Origin of the sequence: Selenomonas sp. oral taxon 136 (assembly GCF_001554015.1) — a bacterium.
GTDB lineage: Bacteria > Bacillota > Negativicutes > Selenomonadales > Selenomonadaceae > Centipeda > Centipeda felix.
In genome coordinates, this window is sequence record NZ_CP014239.1 from 2,422,648 (window position 1) to 2,442,446 (window position 19,799).

15 protein-coding genes, 2 tRNA genes, 3 rRNA genes and 1 pseudogene are annotated in these 19,799 nt (G+C 53.8%); 6 read left to right on the forward strand and 15 right to left on the reverse strand.

Features of this window, described 5'->3' with window-relative positions:
* Positions 1-51: 51 nt before the first annotated feature.
* The 5 genes from AXE86_RS11600 to AXE86_RS11620 form a co-directional block, all read right to left on the reverse strand.
* Positions 52-127 (reverse strand) — tRNA-Trp (locus tag AXE86_RS11600).
* Between the two features lies 1 nt (position 128).
* Positions 129-204, reverse strand: a tRNA-His gene (locus AXE86_RS11605).
* A 52-nt stretch (positions 205-256) separates the two neighbouring features.
* Positions 257-373 (reverse strand): 5S ribosomal RNA (gene rrf, locus AXE86_RS11610).
* Between the two features lie 171 nt (positions 374-544).
* Positions 545-3,479 (reverse strand): 23S ribosomal RNA (locus AXE86_RS11615).
* Between the two features lie 430 nt (positions 3,480-3,909).
* Positions 3,910-5,453 (reverse strand): 16S ribosomal RNA (locus tag AXE86_RS11620).
* Together the 16S, 23S and 5S rRNA genes with 2 tRNA genes alongside form the textbook arrangement of a ribosomal RNA operon.
* Positions 5,454-5,773: 320 nt before the next feature.
* Here AXE86_RS11620 and AXE86_RS11625 point away from each other — a divergent pair.
* The gene (locus AXE86_RS11625) at positions 5,774-6,511 is read left to right on the forward strand and encodes a thiamine diphosphokinase (protein WP_061946882.1); all 738 of its coding nucleotides are present in this window, start codon (positions 5,774-5,776) and stop codon (positions 6,509-6,511) included.
* A gap of 17 nt (positions 6,512-6,528) precedes the next feature.
* Positions 6,529-7,308 carry a tRNA 2-thiocytidine biosynthesis TtcA family protein gene (locus AXE86_RS11630; protein ID WP_061946883.1) on the forward strand — a complete coding sequence of 260 codons (780 nt, stop codon included), beginning with the start codon at positions 6,529-6,531 and terminating at the stop codon, positions 7,306-7,308.
* Between the two features lie 3 nt (positions 7,309-7,311).
* Here AXE86_RS11630 and AXE86_RS11635 read toward each other — a convergent pair whose 3' ends face one another.
* Complete coding sequence (locus tag AXE86_RS11635; RefSeq protein WP_232294885.1) at positions 7,312-7,746, reverse strand: type II restriction endonuclease; 435 nt, start codon at positions 7,744-7,746, stop codon at positions 7,312-7,314.
* 75 nt (positions 7,747-7,821) lie between these two features.
* Between AXE86_RS11635 and AXE86_RS11640 the strand changes: the two genes are divergently transcribed.
* The 4 genes and pseudogenes from AXE86_RS11640 (at position 7,822) to AXE86_RS11655 (ending at position 10,518) form a co-directional block, all read left to right on the forward strand.
* Entirely contained in the window at positions 7,822-8,892 is a 1,071-nt protein-coding gene (locus tag AXE86_RS11640) for an IS30 family transposase (RefSeq protein WP_061946884.1), read from the forward strand.
* A gap of 221 nt (positions 8,893-9,113) precedes the next feature.
* On the forward strand, positions 9,114-9,539 hold the full coding sequence (rplM, locus tag AXE86_RS11645; protein WP_009442019.1) for a 50S ribosomal protein L13: 426 nt from the start codon (positions 9,114-9,116) through the stop codon (positions 9,537-9,539).
* A gap of 26 nt (positions 9,540-9,565) precedes the next feature.
* Positions 9,566-9,958, forward strand: coding sequence for a 30S ribosomal protein S9 (rpsI, locus tag AXE86_RS11650; RefSeq protein ID WP_006689594.1), 393 nt, complete (start codon positions 9,566-9,568; stop codon positions 9,956-9,958).
* 117 nt (positions 9,959-10,075) lie between these two features.
* Positions 10,076-10,518: pseudogene (locus AXE86_RS11655) on the forward strand (RrF2 family transcriptional regulator).
* On the opposite strand, the gene AXE86_RS11660 reads toward AXE86_RS11655, so the two are convergent.
* The 9 genes from AXE86_RS11660 to AXE86_RS11700 all read right to left on the reverse strand — a co-directional run bounded on the left by AXE86_RS11660 (position 10,511) and on the right by AXE86_RS11700 (position 19,719).
* Entirely contained in the window at positions 10,511-11,797 is a 1,287-nt protein-coding gene (locus tag AXE86_RS11660; RefSeq protein WP_061946885.1) for a DUF445 domain-containing protein, read from the reverse strand. The pseudogene AXE86_RS11655 and the gene AXE86_RS11660 sit on opposite strands and share 8 nt — an antisense overlap.
* Entirely contained in the window at positions 11,797-13,026 is a 1,230-nt protein-coding gene (locus AXE86_RS11665) for a DUF445 domain-containing protein (protein ID WP_061946886.1), read from the reverse strand. Before AXE86_RS11665 ends, AXE86_RS11660 begins: the two co-directional genes overlap by 1 nt.
* A gap of 10 nt (positions 13,027-13,036) precedes the next feature.
* Positions 13,037-13,912 carry a UTP--glucose-1-phosphate uridylyltransferase GalU gene (gene galU, locus AXE86_RS11670; RefSeq protein WP_061946887.1) on the reverse strand — a complete coding sequence of 292 codons (876 nt, stop codon included), beginning with the start codon at positions 13,910-13,912 and terminating at the stop codon, positions 13,037-13,039.
* Positions 13,913-13,978: 66 nt separating this feature from the next.
* Positions 13,979-15,043 (reverse strand): tartrate dehydrogenase, encoded by a 1,065-nt coding sequence (locus AXE86_RS11675; RefSeq protein WP_061946888.1) that lies wholly within the window; start codon positions 15,041-15,043, stop codon positions 13,979-13,981.
* Positions 15,044-15,080: 37 nt separating this feature from the next.
* Complete coding sequence (locus tag AXE86_RS11680; RefSeq protein ID WP_061946889.1) at positions 15,081-16,139, reverse strand: hypothetical protein; 1,059 nt, start codon at positions 16,137-16,139, stop codon at positions 15,081-15,083.
* 38 nt (positions 16,140-16,177) lie between these two features.
* Entirely contained in the window at positions 16,178-16,828 is a 651-nt protein-coding gene (locus AXE86_RS11685; protein ID WP_061946890.1) for a hypothetical protein, read from the reverse strand.
* Positions 16,825-17,316 (reverse strand): CinA family protein, encoded by a 492-nt coding sequence (locus tag AXE86_RS11690; RefSeq protein WP_061946891.1) that lies wholly within the window; start codon positions 17,314-17,316, stop codon positions 16,825-16,827. The genes AXE86_RS11685 and AXE86_RS11690 overlap by 4 nt, the downstream gene beginning before the upstream one ends.
* Complete coding sequence (gene rimO / locus AXE86_RS11695; protein ID WP_061946892.1) at positions 17,316-18,644, reverse strand: 30S ribosomal protein S12 methylthiotransferase RimO; 1,329 nt, start codon at positions 18,642-18,644, stop codon at positions 17,316-17,318. Before rimO ends, AXE86_RS11690 begins: the two co-directional genes overlap by 1 nt.
* Positions 18,645-18,663: 19 nt before the next feature.
* Complete coding sequence (locus AXE86_RS11700) at positions 18,664-19,719, reverse strand: ABC transporter substrate-binding protein (protein ID WP_061946893.1); 1,056 nt, start codon at positions 19,717-19,719, stop codon at positions 18,664-18,666.
* Positions 19,720-19,799: the final 80 nt, after the last annotated feature.

Below are 19,799 nucleotides of genomic sequence, written 5' to 3' on the forward strand. Positions count from 1 at the left end.
GAAGATAAAAGAACAAAAAAACCGTATCAAATCGATACGGCTGAACCTCAATGGCAGGGGCAGTAAGACTTGAACTCACAACCTACGGTTTTGGAGACCGTTGCTCTACCAGTTGAGCTATACCCCTATGGGGCGACTTATGGGGATCGAACCCATGCATGCTGGAGCCACAATCCAGTGTGTTAACCGCTTCACCAAAGCCGCCATGTCATTCATAAATAGAACTCGTGAACACGTCATTCACGAGTTCTATCCTTTGCGGCAACTACCTACTCTCCCACGTCGTCTCCAACGAAGTACCCTCGGCCTGTGGACGCTTAACTGCTGTGTTCGGAATGGGAACAGGTGGAACCGTCCAGGCATCATCACCGCATCTTGTTGAATGAGTCTTGCTCACTCAAAACTTCACAGAAGAAACGTCAGCAAATTGTATTTGTAGGCTTGTACCTTTGAGTTACTGTCGACATTGACTGCGTCAACGTCGACTAAGCGACTCAATCGTCAGCGTCTGTCGCTTACGCTCCGACGCTTCCGTTTCGCTGCTTAAGTCAAGCCCTCGACCGATTAGTGCTGGTCAGCTCCACATATTGCTGTGCTTCCACAGCCAGCCTATCTACCTCGTCTTCTTCAAGGGGTCTTACTTCCTTTTAGGAATGAGATACTTCATCTCGGGACGGGCTTCACGCTTAGATGCTTTCAGCGTTTATCCCTTCCGGACGCAGCTACCCGGCCGTGCCCTTGGCAGGACAACCGGTACACCGTTGGTCCGTCCACTCCGGTCCTCTCGTACTAGGAGCAGCCTCCCTCATGTATCTTGCGCCCGCGATGGATATGGACCGAACTGTCTCACGACGTTCTGAACCCAGCTCACGTACCACTTTAATGGGCGAACAGCCCAACCCTTGGGACCTGCTTCAGCCCCAGGATGTGATGAGCCGACATCGAGGTGCCAAACCTCCCCGTCGATATGGACTCTTGGGAGAGATTAGCCTGTTATCCCCAGGGTAGCTTTTATCCGTTGAGCGATGGCAATTCCACTCTCTTTCCACCGGATCACTAAGCCCTACTTTCGTACCTGCTCGACCCGTCAGTCTCGCAGTCAAGCTCCCTTCTGCCTTTATGCTCTGCGCGCGATTTCTGTCCGCGCTGAGGGAACCTTTGGACGCCTCCGTTGCTCTTTCGGAGGCGACCGCCCCAGTCAAACTGCCCGCCTGGTACTGTCCTATACACTGTTAATGTACTAGTTAGATCCTTAGCATATAAAGGCCGGTATCCCAACGGTGACTCCATCACATCTAGCGATATGACTTCCCAGTCTCCCGGCTATCCTGTACGTTATATGCCAAAGACCAATGCCAAGCTGCAGTAAAGCTCCATGGGGTCTTTCTGTCCAGTCGCGGGTAACCTGCATCTTCACAGGTATTTCAATTTCACCGGGTCCCTCGTTGAGACAGTGCCCAAATCGTTACGCCTTTCGTGCGGGTCGGAACTTACCCGACAAGGAATTTCGCTACCTTAGGACCGTTATAGTTACGGCCGCCGTTTACAGGGGCTTCAGTTCGCTGCTTCATCTCAAGGACTAACAACTCTCCTTAACCTTCCTGCACCGGGCAGGCGTCAGCACCTATACTTCAGCTTGCGCTTTCGCAGGCACCTGTGTTTGTGGTAAACAGTCGCTTGGGCCTCTTTTCTGCCGCCACCAACAGCTCCAACAGTAAATGTCTTCACCATCAGCGGCCATCCTTTTCCCGAAGTTACGGATGCATTTTGCCGAGTTCCTTAACGAGGGTTTTCCCGCGCACCTTAGGATTCTCTCCCCGCCTACCTGTGTCGGTTTTGGTACGGGCGGACGACTTCTCGTTAGAAGCTTTTCTTGGCAGTGTAGTGCAGCTGAATTCAGATTGACCGTAGTCTTTCCTATCTATCGGTTCTCGGCCTTATGATACGGGGATTTGCCTCCGTATCAGCCTACCGCCTTCGACGCGCCCAACCATTCGCGCGCTCAGCTTCCTTCCTGCGTCACTCCATCCTCAAACGAAGTCGCCCGGTACTGGAATTTTCGCCAGTTGTCCATCGCCTATGCTTTTCGCCTCGGCTTAGGTCCCGACTTACCCCGGGACGACGAGCGTTGCCCGGGATTCCTTAGGCTTTCGGTGGACAGGATTCTCACCTGTCGTTTCGCTACTCATACCGGCATTCTCACTTCTTATCCGTCCAGCAGTCCTTCCGGTCTGCCTTCGTCCAGATAAGAACGCTCCCCTACCCAGTGTGTACCTTAGTACACCCTGCCGCGGCTTCGGTTCTGTGCTTGAGCCCCGGATATTTTCGGCGCAGGGCCTCTCGACCAGTGAGCTATTACGCACTCTTTTAATGGTGGCTGCTTCTGAGCCAACATCCTGGTTGTTTTCGAAGTCCTACATCCTTCTCCACTTAGCACAGCATTTGGGACCTTAGCCGGCGGTCTGGGCTGTTTCCCTCTTGAATACGGGTCTTATCACTCGCATTCTGACTCCCAGGCTGCCCATATGAGCCATTCGTAGTTTGACTGGGGTCGGTAGGCTTTACGCCCCCTTGCCCGATCAGTGCTCTACCGTCTCTATGGTGATTCGCCTGAGGCTAGCCCTAAAGCTATTTCGGGGAGAACCAGCTATCTCCACGTTCGATTGGCATTTCACCCCTATGCACACCTCATCCCAACGTTTTTCAACACGCACGGGTTCGGTCCTCCACTCATTTTTACCTGAGCTTCAACCTGGACATGCATAGATCACTGTGGTTTCGGGTCTAATCCATGCTACTTGCGCCCTCTTAAGACTCGCTTTCGCTTCGGCTCCGCGTCTCCCGCTTAACCTCGCAGCATAAATTAACTCGCCGGTTCATTCTTCAATAGGCACGCCGTCGCACATGTATCGTGCTCCGACTGTTTGTAGACATACGGTTTCAGGTTCTATTGCACTCCCCTCCCGGGGTTCTTTTCACCTTTCCCTCACGGTACTTTTCGCTATCGGTCGTTTCGATGTATTTAGCCTTGGATGGTGGTCCACCCTGCTTCCCACCGGGTTCCTCGTGCCCTGTGGTACTCTGGATTCCTGCCCGCTTTTCACTCTTTCGTGTACGAGGGTCTCACTCTCTTTGCCGCACCTTCCCAGATGCTTCCACTAGAATGTCCAGTTTGTTGCAGGTCCGCAACCCCTGAGAACCGAAGTCCTCAGGTTTGGGCTCTTCCCGTTTCGCTCGCCGCTACTCAGGGAATCTCTTTGATTTCTTTTCCTCCGACTACTTAGATGTTTCAGTTCATCGGGTGTTTTCTCTCTACCTCGAAGGTAGAGTGACAAGACGTTACTCTTGCCGGGTTGCCCCATTCGGAAATCCATGAGTCACAGCTTACTTGCAGCTCGTCATGGCTTATCGCAGCTTATCGCGTCCTTCTTCGTTTCGAAACGCCTAGGCATCCGCCGTATGCCCTTCTAAACTTGACTTAACTTTCCGCTTCGCACATCAGCGGCACTGCATATCCCGTCATCTGCTTTGTCAGCCTCATCGACATAGCGTACTATGTCTCTGTCGGCTTTCGCGCATCTAACGGAATCTTCAGCGCCGATCCAACACGGAATCGGAACTTGTCTCGTTCAGTAAGGTATTTTCGCTTTATCCTAATTTGCTTGGGAAAATCTATTCTGTTACTTTCTACCTTGCGGTAGAAGACCTCAGTGAGGAAAACTTTATGACATGAGTTCACAAAGTCTCCCTTTCTTAGATTTTCTTGTTTCTTCTGTGCAGTTTTCAGTGAACAATAAGGACTACCGCAGAGACTTTCATCTCTTCGATGCGCCCTCAAAACTAGACAATGCAAAACTAAGCCAAATGACCGACCTAAGATTGTGAACCGTAGTTCATCTTAATCCTTAGAAAGGAGGTGATCCAGCCGCACCTTCCGATACGGCTACCTTGTTACGACTTCACCCCAGTCACCTTCCCCACCTTAGACGGCTGCGCCGGCTTCGGGTGTGAATGACTTCCGTGGTGTGACGGGCGGTGTGTACAAGACCCGGGAACGTATTCACCGCAGTATGCTGACCTGCGATTACTAGCGATTCCGACTTCATGCAGGCGGGTTGCAGCCTGCAATCCGAACTGGGAAACGGTTTTTGAGGTTCGCTTGCCCTCGCGGGTTCGCTGCTCTCTGTCCGTTCCATTGTAGTACGTGTGTAGCCCAGGCCATAAGGGGCATGATGACTTGACGTCATCCCCGCCTTCCTCCGCGTTCTCCGCGGCAGTCTCCTTTGAGTGCCCAGCTTTACCTGATGGCAACAAAGAACAGGGGTTGCGCTCGTTGCGGGACTTAACCCAACATCTCACGACACGAGCTGACGACAGCCATGCACCACCTGTTTTCCTGTCTCCGAAGAGAGGGAGTTATCTCTAACTCTTTCAGTCAATGTCAAGGCCTGGTAAGGTTCTTCGCGTTGCTTCGAATTAAACCACATACTCCACCGCTTGTGCGGGTCCCCGTCAATTCCTTTGAGTTTCAGCCTTGCGGCCGTACTCCCCAGGCGGGATACTTATTGCGTTAACTCCGGCACGGTAGGGGTCGATACCTCCCACACCTAGTATCCATCGTTTACGGCCAGGACTACCGGGGTATCTAATCCCGTTCGCTCCCCTGGCTTTCGAGCCTCAGCGTCAGTTGCAGTCCAGAAAGCCGCCTTCGCCACTGGTGTTCTTCCCAATATCTACGCATTTCACCGCTACACTGGGAATTCCGCTTTCCTCTCCTGTACTCAAGACCGATAGTTTCTCTCCCATCACGGGGTTGAGCCCCGCACTTTTAAGTAAGACTTACCGGCCCGCCTGCGCTCCCTTTACGCCCAATGATTCCGGACAACGCTCGCCACCTACGTATTACCGCGGCTGCTGGCACGTAGTTAGCCGTGGCTTCCTCGACAGGTACCGTCATTACAAAGCGCTATTCGCACCCCGCACGTTCGTCCCCGTCAACAGAGCTTTACGATCCGAAGACCTTCTTCACTCACGCGGCGTTGCTCCGTCAGGCTTGCGCCCATTGCGGAAGATTCCCCACTGCTGCCTCCCGTAGGAGTCTGGGCCGTGTCTCAGTCCCAATGTGGCCGTTCATCCTCTCAGACCGGCTACTGATCGTCGCCTCGGTGAGCCGTTACCTCACCAACTAGCTAATCAGACGCAGACCCATCAACAGGTGATAGCATAAAAAGAGGCCATCTTTCATCAGAGAAGGATGCCCTCCTCTGACTTCATTCGGTATTAGCATTCCTTTCGGAATGTTGTCCCCATCCTGTCGGCAGGTTGTCTACGTGTTACTCACCCGTTTGCCACTAGATTCTCTAAAAGCAAGCTTTAAGATCATCCCGTTCGACTTGCATGTGTTAAGCACGCCGCCAGCGTTCGTCCTGAGCCAGGATCAAACTCTCCGTAAAAGAAGAGCCCGTTGGCTCATTACTTCATTCTGTAAAAGAATTGTGTTTCGTTGACTGACATCAACGATGTTGCATCTGGCTTGTTAGATCCTATAATCTAACTTGTTTTGCATTGTGTAGTTTTCAGGGTACATCCTGCGCCGCTCTAGTGTTCAGGCACGTTCCCACGTGCCCGCCGCCCTCATCGGCGCGACTGTCATAATATAACACACGCCACCACTCCCGTCAACCCCTCTTTTTCGTTTTTTTCGCTTTTCGTTGAAAAAGCCGTGTGATATAATCATATTCTATCATAAAACTCGACAAAAGGAACTATTGTCATGCATGAATACAAGCACAATCTCATCCTCCCAGCGCTCCACGCAGCGCTGCCATACCCGCCGTCACAGGAGATCATCTGTATCGGCGGAGGGCGGACACCGACAAAAGATTGGATGGCGCAGCTCGTGCAAAAATCCGAAAAGGGAGGTACCGACCGCTCCATCTGGGCCATTGATCGCGGAGTGAATATCTGCCATACTCTTTTACTCTCCCCGGCACATTTGATCGGCGATAGGGACAGCGCAGCGCATGATGCGTGGGCGTGGGCAGAGGAACACGGCGCACATGTGCATGCCTTCCCGCCCGCAAAGGATTTTACCGATACAGAGCTTGCGCTCAGGATCGCCGCAGAGCTCGTGCCCCGTGCGCTCGTTATCCTGACTGGCGCATTTGGCGGCAGGTTCGACCACCTCATGAGTGCTGCCACAGTCGCGGCACACGCCGCTCTCCCCTGTATCCTCGCTGATGAGCGTGAGTCACTGTTCTTCCTGCACGGCGACGAATCCTTAACCATCACATGTGACAGTCCTCCGCAGGCGATTTCCCTCCTCCCCTTCACCGAGGAGTGTACAGGCATCACAACAAATGGACTGCGATGGGAGCTGAACGGTGCACAGATACATTCGCACTCTTCCACGACAATCAGCAACGTCCTCGCCGAGAGCAACACAAAGCATCGCTTCTCCGTCACCCTCGGGAGCGGTATTCTCGGAGTCTATCTCTGTCATAAAGAATAAAGGAAGCACTCGATTCTATGAACATCAACATCCCGCAGACCTATTTCAGCAAGCTCATGCGTGCCGTCGTCGAGTTTGAACTCATCGACAACGGCGACCACATCCTCATCGGTGTCTCCGGCGGCAAGGACAGCATCTTTCTCACCTATGCACTCGCCATCCTGCGCGAACGACTGAAGAAAGACTTCACCATCGCCGCATTCACCGTCAACCCACAGTTCGACGATCCCTTTGACACCGATGCGATTGCGGCGTTCTGCAAAAGCCTCGGCGTTCCGTACGAGGTCGTTGACGTTGACATTGCTGGGGCAATCGCAGAGCAGGAGGAAAAAAGCCCCTGCTTTACCTGTGCCTTCTTCCGCCGCGGTGCGGTCAACCGCTACGCAAAGGAACATCACATGAACAAGGTCGCCTACGCCCACCATCATGATGATGCAGTGGAGACCTTTCTCATGAGTCTGTTCTACTCAGGACAGCTCAACACCTTCCGTCCCAAGACCTACCTCGACAAGACGGGCATCACCGTCATTCGCCCGCTCGTCTACTTCCGTGAGCAGGAGATCATCGATGCTATTCCCCTGCACGGCTTCACCCCCATCCCATCGCCCTGTCCGCACAACGGCAATACCACACGGCAGGCCGTCAAGGAACTCATCGCACACCTCAGTGCGGAGAATCCAAACCTCTACAACCACCTCGCCGCCGGGATGCGCGAGGGCGCCCTCGGCGAACTCTGGCCTGCAAGCAAAACCCGCAAAGAGATGGAGCACACCTACCGCGCCTTTATGGCAAAATAAGACTCAGCCGAAACACTTTTTCACCAGCTCCGCGAGTTTCCCCTCCTTTGCCGCCTGCGACGCATCTGCCTGAACAAAATTCTTCGTCTCAGACTTCATACTCTCATCAAACCCCAGAATGTAATTCGTCGCAATGAGATAGATAATGCGCGTTGGTGCCATCCCATAGACCTGATGCTGCAGAATATGCCGAATCCGCTCCGCGTCATTTGGGTATTCTGCTTTTATTTTGTCCGAGTGATAGAGCCGCTTCACAATCTCCGTGATATAGAGCCCCGACTTCATATAGAGATCCGCAAACGTATGCGTCGCATCGTCAAAGCAGCCGGGATTCTCGCACGCGAGTGCATCCACCATCTGCCGCACAACACGGCTCGGCGTAAAGATCTGATTCGTCTTCTGCGGCGGGATCGTAAGTTGTAAAATAAATTGACGCAAAAAGTTCCATTTGGCAAACGGTTCAGTTAAACTTTTAGTCACAACACAAAAAGAAACTGAAAGTGAGACTGCAAAATGGAACAGAATCATTGTACTACAAAAACAGGGAAATGGAAACAGCTGACGGAGCGGGATCGGTACAAAATTGAAGCCTATTTCCAGGCCGGGTTGAAGCCGCAGGAAATCGCCGCGTACATTGGCTGCTCCAAGCGTACGATTGAGAGGGAGCGGCGTCTTGGAATGACAGCACAGCTCAAACCTGCGACGAAGAATATCAAGACCTGCGGAGACCTGCAGGTGCAGTGGGTGTATCTTGCCGATGCAGCACAAAGGCGACACGAGGAAAACGCTGCTCGTAAAGGGCGGGGGCTGAAAATCGATAAAGACCACGCGCTTGCTCGACACATTGAACATAAGATCAAAACAGAAAAATGGTCTCCTGCGGCAGTTATCGGTGAGCTCTGTCAACGCGGCTGGAGCTATGATGTCCGCATTTGTGTCAAGACCCTGTATAACTATATCGATCAGCAGCTGTTTCTCGAACTCACAAACGACGACCTCCTCTACAAAAAGAATCGAGACAAACAGACAGAAAACAGCAGGCGCGGCGTTGCGTGGAATAACCGGGACGGGAAAAGCATCGACGAGCGCCCTGAGCCGGTGAATCGGAGAGAGGAGTTCGGACATTGGGAGATTGACTTGGTCGTCGGTCGCAAAGGGACAAAGCCGGTAATTTTAACATTGGTCGAACGACAGACGAGGAAATCACTCTATGTTCTGATAAAGAACAAGAGCCAAAAAGAAGTACTGCAAGCACTTCGTCGGTTGCAGCGGCGCGTCAAAGGAGACTTTACGCACGTATTCAAGAGTATCACGGCGAACAAGGGGTCAGAGTTTTTGGATGGCGAAGGAATGAAGCGTGCCGCCAAATGCGGCGAGGTATATTACGCGCATCCGTACAGCAGCTGGGAGCGTGGAAGCAACGAAAACGGAAATCGGATGCTGCGCAGGTTTCTTCCCAAGGGAACGGACTTCAGCAAATTGAAGCCGAAGGAACTGCAGCGGATCGAAGATTGGGTTAACGACTATCCGCGCAAGATTTTCGGATATAAGTCAGCAAATGATATGTATGCTGCGATGATATAACTCGCTAAAAGTTTAACGAGACCTTGCGACAATTAAACTTGCAATTTGCCGTAAAGCGTGCTATGGAGAAAATTTCTTGACATTCGCGTAAAAATTTTTTAGAATAGCGACGTGTGATATTTTCCATGTATCCATTAGCCCCGGAAGCGTGAGTGTATATCGCATCAACCAATATTGAAAACTCTTACTCTCTAGGGGGGAATTACGTGAAAACCACGGTTATGGCAAAAGCAGCCGATATTGAGCGCAAGTGGTATGTCGTAGATGCAGAGAACCAGACGGTCGGCCGTCTTGCAACGGAGATCGCAAAGGTCCTGCGCGGCAAGAACAAGCCCATCTACACGCCGCATGTTGATACCGGCGACTACGTCATCGTCATCAATGCTGAGAAGGTAAAGTTCACGGGAAAGAAGCTGACGGACAAGACCTACTTCCGTCACTCCGGCTATCAGGGCGGCACGACCTTCACAACGGCCGGCCAGATGCTCGATCGCTTCCCTGTCCGTGTCATTGAACACGCGGTCAAGGGCATGCTTCCGAAGAACAGTCTCGGCGCACAGATTTTCCGCAAGCTCAACGTCTACGCCGGTCCGGAGCATCCCCATGCAGCACAGAAGCCCGAACCGCTGAAGTTTGATATTCGCTGAGTTTTGTATAAGGAGGAATCTGTTCAATGGCACAAGTCACTTACTACGGAACGGGTCGCCGCAAGACCTCGGTTGCCCGTGTTCGCCTCGTTCCCGGCGACGGCAAGGTTACCATCAATGGCCGCGAGATGGCAGAGTATTTCGGCCTCAAGACGCTTGAGCTGATTGTTCGCCAGCCGCTAAACCTGACGGAAACCGTCGATAAATATGATGTCATCGCTAACGTAGCCGGCGGTGGTGCATCCGGTCAGGCAGGTGCGATCCGTCACGGCATTACACGCGCACTGATTGAGATGGATGCAGAGCTGCGCCCTGCACTCAAGAAGGCAGGCTTCGTCACGCGTGACCCGCGTGAGAAGGAACGTCGCAAGTACGGTCTCAAGAAAGCACGTAAGGCTTCCCAGTTCTCGAAGCGCTAAGATACGCATACGAAAATCCCCTCTTCCATTTGGATGAGGGGATTTTTATTTGACATTCGCTGCATATTAACATATTATATAGCTATAAAAAATATGTTTTTAGAAGGAAGCATTGATATGAAAATCTCAGCGAAGGGGCGCTATGGCATCGCATCCATGGTCTTTTTGGCACGCAGCTACGACACCTCCTCCCCCGTCACCATCATCAGTATCTCAGAGCATCTCGGCATCTCTAAGATCTACCTCGAACAAGTCTTTGCACTGCTCAAGCGGAGCAAACTCGTCAACTCGATCAAGGGTTCACAGGGCGGCTACCAGCTTGCTCGCCCCCACACGACATCACTGCCTATGACATTCTCTCTGCCATTGAGATCGCACTGATTGAAAAGACAGGCAGTTCCTGTGAGAAGATGGAAAAACTAGACCTCGTTCTCGCACGCGACCTCTTCGGCGTACTCGACCAAAACATTCACGATACACTCAATGCCGTAACACTTGAGGATCTCCTTACTGCGTGGAAACGCGAGGAGAACAGCGAGACACTGATGTATTTTATCTAAACATCTGTGCTCCGAGGAAGAGAAGCAGACCGATGCAGCCACCGACGAGCGAGCCGTTGACACGGATCCAGAGAAAGTCCTGCTCTACCTTGTCATAGACAAGACGATTTAGCTCCTCATCCGTGAGACGCATAAGTGCATCGGAGACAACGATACCGACCAATGCCTGTGCATGGAGAGCCGACCGTGCGATGAGATCATACATCAGGCGTGTCATGATTTGCTGCAGATCACTGTGCTCTGTGAGGAGCGTCAGCATCCGCTGATATTCTGCATGGAGTATGCTGCGCAACTGCTGATAAAAGGCCGGCATGTGCTCCTCCATCGGATCCACATCACGCTGCAGATCAGCCTGCACATGTGTCCGCAGGCCACTCAGAATGCGCTCAATCGACGCAGCGATTGGCAGCGTCTCTGCCAATCGCTTTTGCAGCTCACGCACGAGTGTGGTGAGTTCCTCATCCCGTTCGAGGTCAGAGAGCGCATCATGGATCAGATTTGCCGCATGATTTTGCAGCGGCGAGTTATCCCGTCCGAGCTCTTCGATGACATGACATGTGTGCTGCTGAATCAGTTCTGCCCCCTCATCCAGATTGATGGTATTCGTCGCGGTGAGAATACGCGATAGAAATCCGTCGCCGATCTTTTCCCGCTCCAGCTGCTCCAGTGCATTTCTTATGGAGGCATACGTCTCCTCCGTCGCCGCCTCCCTGACAAGTATCCGCGAGATACTTGTCAGGGCTTTTTTATCCCATCCCTTCTCGCGCAGGAGCTCGTCGAGTCGTTGCATCAGCACGGCAGGATCCTCCTTCAGGAGTAAATCCCTCAGGCACGACGAGAGATAGGAAACGATCTGCGAATTCCTCCGACGCAGAAAGGATGCACGAATAAAGTGCAGGATCATTCCGGTCAGCTGTTCCTCCGTTGTCGGACGGCGCAGATAGTTTTCTATCATTGGAAAGAGGTGCATCTGCTCCATGTGGTGGAAAATCTTGCGCTTGGAGAAGAACTCCTTCTGAACCATCGTGACAATCGCTTGAACAAAGCTGTCACGGCGACGCGGCAACAGCGCTGTATGATAGGGAAATCCGAGCGGCTTCCGAAAGATCGCAGTTACTGCAAACCAGTCCGCAACTCCACCGACCAGTGCCGCTTCGCTTACTGCGAGCAACGCACGCACCCAGAGAAAATCCGCAAATCTGATATGAAGGAAAAGGGCACACAGAAAGAGGACTGCCGAGAGCAGCAGTGCGGCCTCTGCTTTATTCCACGTACGCATTAAAGCCCCCACATCCTTTCCGTCATGCAGACGATGAGGGAAAGTGCCATACCAACGGCTGCGCCAACCACAGCACCGTTGATGCGGATCATCTGAAGATCGGTGCGCACCTTCCCTTCCACAAATGAAACGAGTTCATCGTCCGACTTTTGATTCAGGTACTCACGCACAAAGCGGGCAATCATTTCATGGTGTTTCTCGACCTCTCCCGCCGCGAGCGATTTCATCCATCGGTCAACACGACTTTGCCACGGGATAGAATGGGCGTATGCTTCGATTTTCTGATGCAGGAGCTCTCGCACATAGGGAATCCAAAACGGATGATTTCCCTTCATTCGGCTCTCGATAAAATCCGACAAAATGGACTCCATGTCAATGTCCTCAATCAGATGCTCCTTCGCTCGACGCATCGTCGTGCGAAAATCATCATGATCGCTGAGCGATGCAAAGAACGAAGAGAGTGCCTGCACGCCTTCGCGGTGACGCGGATTCTCCATCTCCAATGCCGCCAACAGAATCTCTTGCAACCGTTCTGTGATCCACGATGCAATCATCGTATCGTCTACGAATGAGAGAACGAGGGCACGGATCATCCCATCTCCCTCATATTTCTCACGAATAGAGGCTATATTGTCATGGAGGATCTCTTGAAAGAGCTGAGTCTGCACTAGCTGGATACCGACGCGGACAAGTACCTGAAAAATCCGCTCTGTATGATGCTGCTCCGTAAAGAGCGCCATCAAGTCTCCTGCGTGATCTTCAAGCGGCAGCTGATAGAGTGCCTGTTTCACGTATGGCGTCAGCTCATGTGAAATGCGCGTACTGTCAAGATCCGCTGCCACATAGCGGAGGACATCGATGGCAGTGTCCGTCAGGCGTTCCTCCCCACCGCGATGCAGCAAATAGTCTGCGAGCATTGCCCCCATATTCTCGCGCTCAATGACTGCCATAATATTCTTCTTGCTGAGGAGATCCTCCGAGGAGAACGCAACGATGGACTCCATAATCCGCCCACGATTCCGACGCAGAATATCAGTACGGTGCGAGATGCCGAGCGGTCGGCCGAAAATCGCCTTGATGGCGAACCAGTCTGCTAGTCCGCCGATCGTCGCCGCGATAAATCCATGATGAATCGTTGATAGGAGAAGACTGCTCCCCTGTCCTGCCGTCCCAACAGCACCGAAAACACTGAGCGCGAGAGCCAGATTTGCCTGATGTTCCTTCTGCAATCCAACCGCCTCACAGTGTTTCCGCTAACTGTTTGAGATACGCACGGAACGAGTCGCCAAGATCACTGCGACGCAGAGCAAACTCCACCGTCGCCTCCAAGAACCCGAGCTTATCTCCAAGGTCATAGCGACGTCCCTCAAAATTATAGGCATAGACCGTGTCCCGCTGGGCGAGTACCTTGAGTGCATCCGTCAGCTGAATCTCTCCCCCTTTGCCGGGCTCTGTATTCTGCAAGATAGAGAAAATCTCGGGGCGGATGATGTATCGACCGAGCACAGCCATATGGCTTGGTGCCTCAGCAAGTGCAGGTTTTTCGATCATATCGGAGACATGCATCAGGCGCTCATTCTGCATCGCTCCTGCAACGATACCATAGGAGGAAACCTGTGCATCAGCGACAATCTGACAGCCGAGAACAGAGCCCCCCGTCTCCTCATAGACATCGATCAGCTGACGCAGCGCAGGACGCTGCGGATGGTAAACGACATCATCGCCGAGGAGGACAGCGAACGGCTCATCGCCGACGAAGGTGCGGGCGCACAGAATCGCATCCCCCAGACCGCGCATATACTTCTGACGGACATAGTGAACATTGACATCCGTCGTCTCACGCAGGACGTTGAGAAGGTCCTGCCGCCCCTTGCGCATGAGCTCGTGCTCGAGTGTCGGCGCGGAGTCAAAATGATCCTCGATGGCGCGTTTCCCATGACCGCTGATAATCAGAATATCCTCGATACCGCTTGCAAGGGCTTCCTCCACAATATACTGGATGGTCGGCTTATCGACAATGGGCAGCATCTCCTTCGGTGTCGCTTTCGTCGCAGGAAGGAATCGTGTTCCATATCCTGCTGCCGGAATAACCGCTTTTCGTATTTGCTGTGCCATGACTATACACTCCATCCATATAAATAGAGCGGAGGGCGCTTGAACCCCCCGCATATTCTGTATGATTCAGCGTGCCAGAACATCGAGTACTGCATGTCCAATGTCTGATGTACGTGCCGTTCCGCCAAGATCCGGCGTCAGCGTCTTTTTCTCCACGAGCAGCGTCTCGATGGCACGGAGCACGCGCTCTGACCACTCTGTTTCACCAAGAAAGTCGAGCATCTGTGCAACTGACCAGATCGAGGCTAATGGATTCGCGATCCCCTGCCCTGCAATATCAGGAGCACTCCCGTGAATCGGCTCGAACATCGACGGATAGCGTCGCTCAGGGTTGAGATTCGCCCCGGCTGCGAGCCCCATCCCGCCCGCAATCGCCGCACCGAGATCGGTGAGAATATCGCCGAAGAGATTGCTCGTCACCACGACGCCGAACCGCTTCGGATCTTTGACGAAGAACATGCTTGCCGCATCGACAAGCAAGCCATGTGTCTCAACATCGGGATACTCCTTCCCAATCTCGGCAAAGATCTCATCCCAGAACACCATCGAGTATCGCAGTGCATTCCCCTTGGAAATCGAGGTAAGCGTGCGCTTCTCACGTCGCGCCAGCTCGTAGGCATAACGGATGACGCGCTCACATCCGTGCCGTGAGAATACCCCCGTCTGGAGTGCCGTCTCACGCGGTGTCCCGGGATAGAGCCGTGCACCAACATTCGCGTACTCCCCTTCACTGTTCTCGCGCACCACGATCATATCGATATCACGTGGAGAAATATCCGCAAGCGGGCACGGAGCACCGTGCAGGAGGCGTACAGGACGTAAATTGATGTATTCATCAAAACCACGGCGGATGCGAAGCAGGAGATCACCGAGAGACACATGGTCCGGTACACCTGGATAGCCCACAGCCCCCAGATAGATTGCATCGTAACCGCGCAGGAGATCGAGCCCGTTTTCCGGCATCATCTCGCCGGACTTCAGGTAGTACTCACATCCCCATGGAAAGTCCTCAAATGTGACAGAGAACGTCCCGTCCATCTGTGCAATTCCCGAAAATACCTTTTTCCCCTCAGCAATGACCTCAGGGCCGATCCCGTCTCCTGCAATCACCGCAATATGAAACTGTTTCATCTAGCTCCCCCACCGAATATCCCATAGAATAGGCGTATTAGAATGCCTCTGCAATCGTCTTGATGAGCAACGACTCCTGCTGACGCGGCAGACCGCTCTGATGCAGGGCTCGGCCAAAGCCAATGAGGAAGTCCACCTTCTGCATTCGCGTGAGTTTCGTGCTCTCACGCAGCGCACGCGTCAGGGCCTGCACCCCCGTGATGCTCGCATCGCGCTTCAGCTGTACCTGCATCGCGAGCTGTCCCGCAAGGATATGCCGGCGCACCTCATCCGAGATTCCATCCAGACTCTCTGCGGCAGGCGACACAGGTGCTGCCGACGAGAATGCGGGAACGCCGTCAGGACGCACCGTGTACTCGGGCGCGGGGGACATATCCTTTGTGATCGGCGGTGCAAGATGCGACTCCGTTTCTCCCACAGTGGAAAACTCCTGCGGCTGCTGTGGTACGGCGGGTGAGGTGGCGGGCGCATTCAGTGTGAACTCACGCGGCAACTGCTGATACCGAGGACGCTCGGGTCTTCCTTCAGCATCTGCTGGCTGCGGCATCGGAACGACACGCTCCTGAGGAGGTGGTGTCTGCATCGGTGCTTGCTGCGGCACGGGTGATGGTTCCTGATGCACTGCGACAGGCATCGGACCGCGCTTCAGATTCACATCACCGACAAGCTCCTGCGGTGGGCGGCCTTCCTTCGCGGCGAGCTTCTGCTCACGTTTGACATCTGCTGCTGTAATGATAACGGGCTGCGCCTTCTGCGCAGCGAGTGTGAACGAAGGCTGCTCCTTATTGCGCTCTGCGATCCCCTCATCCACTGTCTCCCAACGGAGGCGTGTCACCTGCGGTGGATTTTTGGCAGGCGCCGTGCCGAGGGGACGAACAGCAGGTTCCTTCTGATGCCGGGAGATCGATGCCTCATAGTGGTCGGCATCAGCACGTTCCTCCACTGCCGGTGCATTGGCACGATCCGTCACGAGTCGGTTCGCATGGAAGAGGTCCTGCGAGTCCACCGTTCCGGGGGTTGCTGCATAGGTCGTACCGGAGGTCAGTGCGACGAGCACCGCCGCCGTCAACATGGTGTTTTTGGATGACATCTTCATGAGTCTGTTCTCCTTCTTTCTCTCTCGGCCCACGTCACTTACTGCATGGTACGCGCGCCCGCCATAAACGTTGCTACGGACTTCGCACGGAGCGTCGGATTATCAATGAGCTCGAGCCCATACCGCTGTCCGTTTGCCCCACGGAAGAACATCACTGCTGTCTGATTGTCCGCCTTCGCCGTCGCGTCGACGACGCCATCGCCATTCTCGTCAATATCGACTTCCTTTGCCGTCATGGCAAAGATCGCCTTGTTTGTATCCGAGAGATTGATCAGCATGATCCCCTCGTATCCATTGCTGTGCTGAATACGTTCCAGCAGGTTCACTGCATCCTCTGGATTGATCGTGTTGAGATTCGGTACGGACGTATCGGAGAATGCATTGACAAAAACCGCCCACGCATACTTGATATTGTATTCCTCATTGTCAAAAATGAGAATCTCGCCCTCGCGGTTGTCATAGAGTGCCGACGCTGGAATCACTCCGACGGGTTTCTGCGGGCACATGATGCGGTAGCCGTATGTCTTACTCTCATAGGAGTATGTCAGCGCATCGGGGGCAATCGTCTGTGTTGCCGCCGGTGTCGCTGATTCTGTTCCCGCCGGCACATCAGCCGCGGCAGCATAGGAGCTGCCGCAGAGCAGCGCTGAGAGCGAAAGAGCAGCGACGAGTTTCTGATAGCGTTTCATTTATCCATCTCCCTAATCATCTCCTGCACCATGGCAAGAGCTTTATGGACGGCGGCACGCTTAATCTCAGCGCGCACGCCAGAAAATACATTTTTTTCCACCGAAGTTTTTCCCAGAGCAGATACAGCGATGTAGACCAGTCCGACCGGCTTTTCGGGAGACCCGCCGCCGGGACCGGCGATCCCCGTGATGCCGACGCCGATATCTGTCTGCATGAGGGTACGTACCCCCTCTGCCATTGCCCGCGCCGTCTCCGGAGAGACAGCACCGTGCGCGGAAAGTGTCTCCTCCGTCACGTGCAGGATGCGGGACTTCACGTCGTTTGAGTAGGAGACGACACTCCCCATGACGTACGCAGAACTGCCGGGCACGTCTGTGAGCGTACTCGTGAGCAGCCCGCCCGTGCAGGACTCCGCACAGGAGATTGTATAGCCTTTTGCACAGAGCATTTGCCCAACCCTATCCGGCAGCCGTTCTCTCTCCGGCATCACTGCACCCTCTCTCCGACAATATCGTATGTAAAGCCCTGAAGGAGACGTACGCGGACAATCTCGCCCGGCACACTCTCTGCATCGCCTTCGATATAGATCTGACCATCCACCTCAGGTGCTTCGCGGTAGGAACGCCCCACGGCAATCCCCGACTGCTCCGCATCATGTCCCTCGATGAGAACATCCAACTCCTGATGCTCCATCCCGATATTGATCTCCTCAGAGATCTTACTCTGGAGACTCATGAGGTCATGGTAACGCTCCTGCATCACCTCTTCGGAAACCTTCTTCCCCATTGGCGCCGCGGCAGTGTCCTCCTCCTCGGAGTAGGTAAAGATTCCCACCTTATCGAATCGCTGCTTCTCCACAAAGCGACGCAGCGTCTGGTACTGGGCGTCGGTCTCCCCAGGGAAGCCAACGATGAATGTCGAGCGAATTGCGACTCCCGGGATGCGTGCCCGCAGCTTTGCGATCAGCTCCTCCATCCCCGCCCGTGTATCGGGACGATTCATCGAACGCAGCACGGCATCATGCGCATGCTGCAGAGGCAGATCGACATACTTGACCACCTTTGGCTCAGTGGCAAAGACCTCGATCAGCTCATCGGTAAAATACTTTGGATAGCTGTATAGCACACGAATCCACGCAATTCCGTCGATGTTTGCAAGCTCGCGCAGAAGCGTCGGCAGCATCGGCTTTTGATAGCAATCCAGCCCATAGTTTGCGCTGTCCTGCGCGATGAGAACCAGCTCGCGAACACCGGCAGCGGCGAGCTCACGTCCCTCCGCTACGATATCCTCCATTGGACGGCTGCGGAAGCTCCCGCGTATGAGCGGAATCGCACAGAACGCACAGCGATGATCGCACCCCTCCGCAATCTTGACATACGCCGTATAGTTCGGAGTCGTCCGCAGGCGCGGTGTCTTGGCATCATAGATCGTATCATCCTTCCCCGCGATGAGCAGGCGGCGTCCCTTGAGCGTTTCCTCAATCACTTCCATAATACGGCCCCACGCCCCCGTCCCGATGATGGCATCCGCCTCCGGGATCTCATCGAGAAGCTGCTGCCCATACCGCTGCCCGAGACAGCCCGCTACGATGAGACTGCGGCAGTGCCCCGTCTCCTTGTAGTCCGCCATCCCGAGCACCGTCGTGATCGACTCCTCTTTTGCCGACTGAATAAAGGCACACGTATTGACAATCAGGATATCTGCCTCTGACGGATCATTGGTAATATCGATGCCATGCTCACGCATAATGCCGAGCATGACTTCTGTATCGACCAGATTCTTTGCACAGCCAAGGCTGATAAAACCTGCTTTCACTGGTTACATTCCCCCACAACTACTCTTCGTAGAACCGCACCTCTTTGACCCAGCGATCGAGAAGTATCTTCTTCTCCGCCGGGCTATAATACGGCTTACTCTTAAAAATATTGATATTCTTTCCCGCAAACATCCGATAGGACAGCGTCACAGGGTTGGTCGTCAAAAAATAGATATGCTGCCGTGCCAGTGCCAACTGCGCCTCATCCGTCAGCAGCCAGTCGGCAAAATCCTCTGCCGCCTGCACATCGTGCTCGCTCGCGCGCAATGCAACCCCTGTACCGTAAATCACCGCCGCCGTCCCGTCCGTCGGATAAAGCACACGGATGGGATAATCATCGTGAATATAGCGGAGCGTCTCACTGAGAACAGCAACCGAGACATCGACCTCCCCCATCCCCGCCTGCCGTACGGGCGTATGCAGATAGCGGGAATACTGCATGATCTGCGGCTGAATCCTGCGCCAAATAGCGAAGGTACGTTGTTCACCGTACTCAGCAATCATGCTGTAAAGAAGATTCGACGAGGCATCAGCCGCCATAAAATCCGTCGTACCGATGCGTATATCCTTCTGCTGCGCCAACAGTTGCCACGAGTCAGGAAGATCGAGATGCGTGCGTAGATAGTCTTGATTTATTGCAAAGACGATCGGATCATACCACACACCCGTCCAATACCCATCGGGCTGACGAAATTGATCGGCGACCTGATCGCTCCTCTCGGACTGATAGGGCACAAGGTACCCTGCCGCCGCCGCGCGGTCGAGCACCTCGCGGTCTGCGAGGACAAGCGCTGCCGGCGTACTCACGCCGCTCGCTGCCTGCTCCTCCAGTCGCTTCTGTATCTGCTCTGTGGATAGAGGAACGAAACTGACACGGATATTATACTCCTTCTCGTACGCCTCCGACAGTGCCGCGGCAGCCTCCGTCGGCAGCGTCGTATATGCCACAATCTCCTGCAGAGGGCGGCGTGCAAGTGCCGTACTCTGCCGTCCGACGGACAGATACGCCGCCCCCGTGGCAGCCACGAGAAACAGCGTCGCGATCACCAGAATAAAGAGCGGAAACCGCTTCATGAAAAAACCTCTCGAATAGAAGAAGATACACTGTTACTATTATAAACAATTCCCTTGGAATCTACAAGAGATATTACATC

Excerpts from the sequence above, each read along its gene's own strand:
- rplM (WP_009442019.1), top strand. The coding sequence starts at position 9,114 with ATGGCAAAAGCAGCCGATATTGAGCGCAAGTGGTATGTCGTAGATGCA.
- AXE86_RS11640 (WP_061946884.1), top strand. The coding sequence starts at position 7,822 with ATGGAACAGAATCATTGTACTACAAAAACAGGGAAATGGAAACAGCTG.
- AXE86_RS11625 (WP_061946882.1), top strand. The coding sequence starts at position 5,774 with ATGCATGAATACAAGCACAATCTCATCCTCCCAGCGCTCCACGCAGCG.
- AXE86_RS11690 (WP_061946891.1), bottom strand. The coding sequence starts at position 17,316 with ATGCCGGAGAGAGAACGGCTGCCGGATAGGGTTGGGCAAATGCTCTGT.
- AXE86_RS11675 (WP_061946888.1), bottom strand. The coding sequence starts at position 15,043 with ATGAAACAGTTTCATATTGCGGTGATTGCAGGAGACGGGATCGGCCCT.
- rpsI (WP_006689594.1), top strand. The coding sequence starts at position 9,566 with ATGGCACAAGTCACTTACTACGGAACGGGTCGCCGCAAGACCTCGGTT.
- galU (WP_061946887.1), bottom strand. The coding sequence starts at position 13,912 with ATGGCACAGCAAATACGAAAAGCGGTTATTCCGGCAGCAGGATATGGA.
- AXE86_RS11630 (WP_061946883.1), top strand. The coding sequence starts at position 6,529 with ATGAACATCAACATCCCGCAGACCTATTTCAGCAAGCTCATGCGTGCC.
- AXE86_RS11700 (WP_061946893.1), bottom strand. The coding sequence starts at position 19,719 with ATGAAGCGGTTTCCGCTCTTTATTCTGGTGATCGCGACGCTGTTTCTC.
- AXE86_RS11660 (WP_061946885.1), bottom strand. The coding sequence starts at position 11,797 with ATGCGTACGTGGAATAAAGCAGAGGCCGCACTGCTGCTCTCGGCAGTC.
- AXE86_RS11685 (WP_061946890.1), bottom strand. The coding sequence starts at position 16,828 with ATGAAACGCTATCAGAAACTCGTCGCTGCTCTTTCGCTCTCAGCGCTG.
- AXE86_RS11680 (WP_061946889.1), bottom strand. The coding sequence starts at position 16,139 with ATGAAGATGTCATCCAAAAACACCATGTTGACGGCGGCGGTGCTCGTC.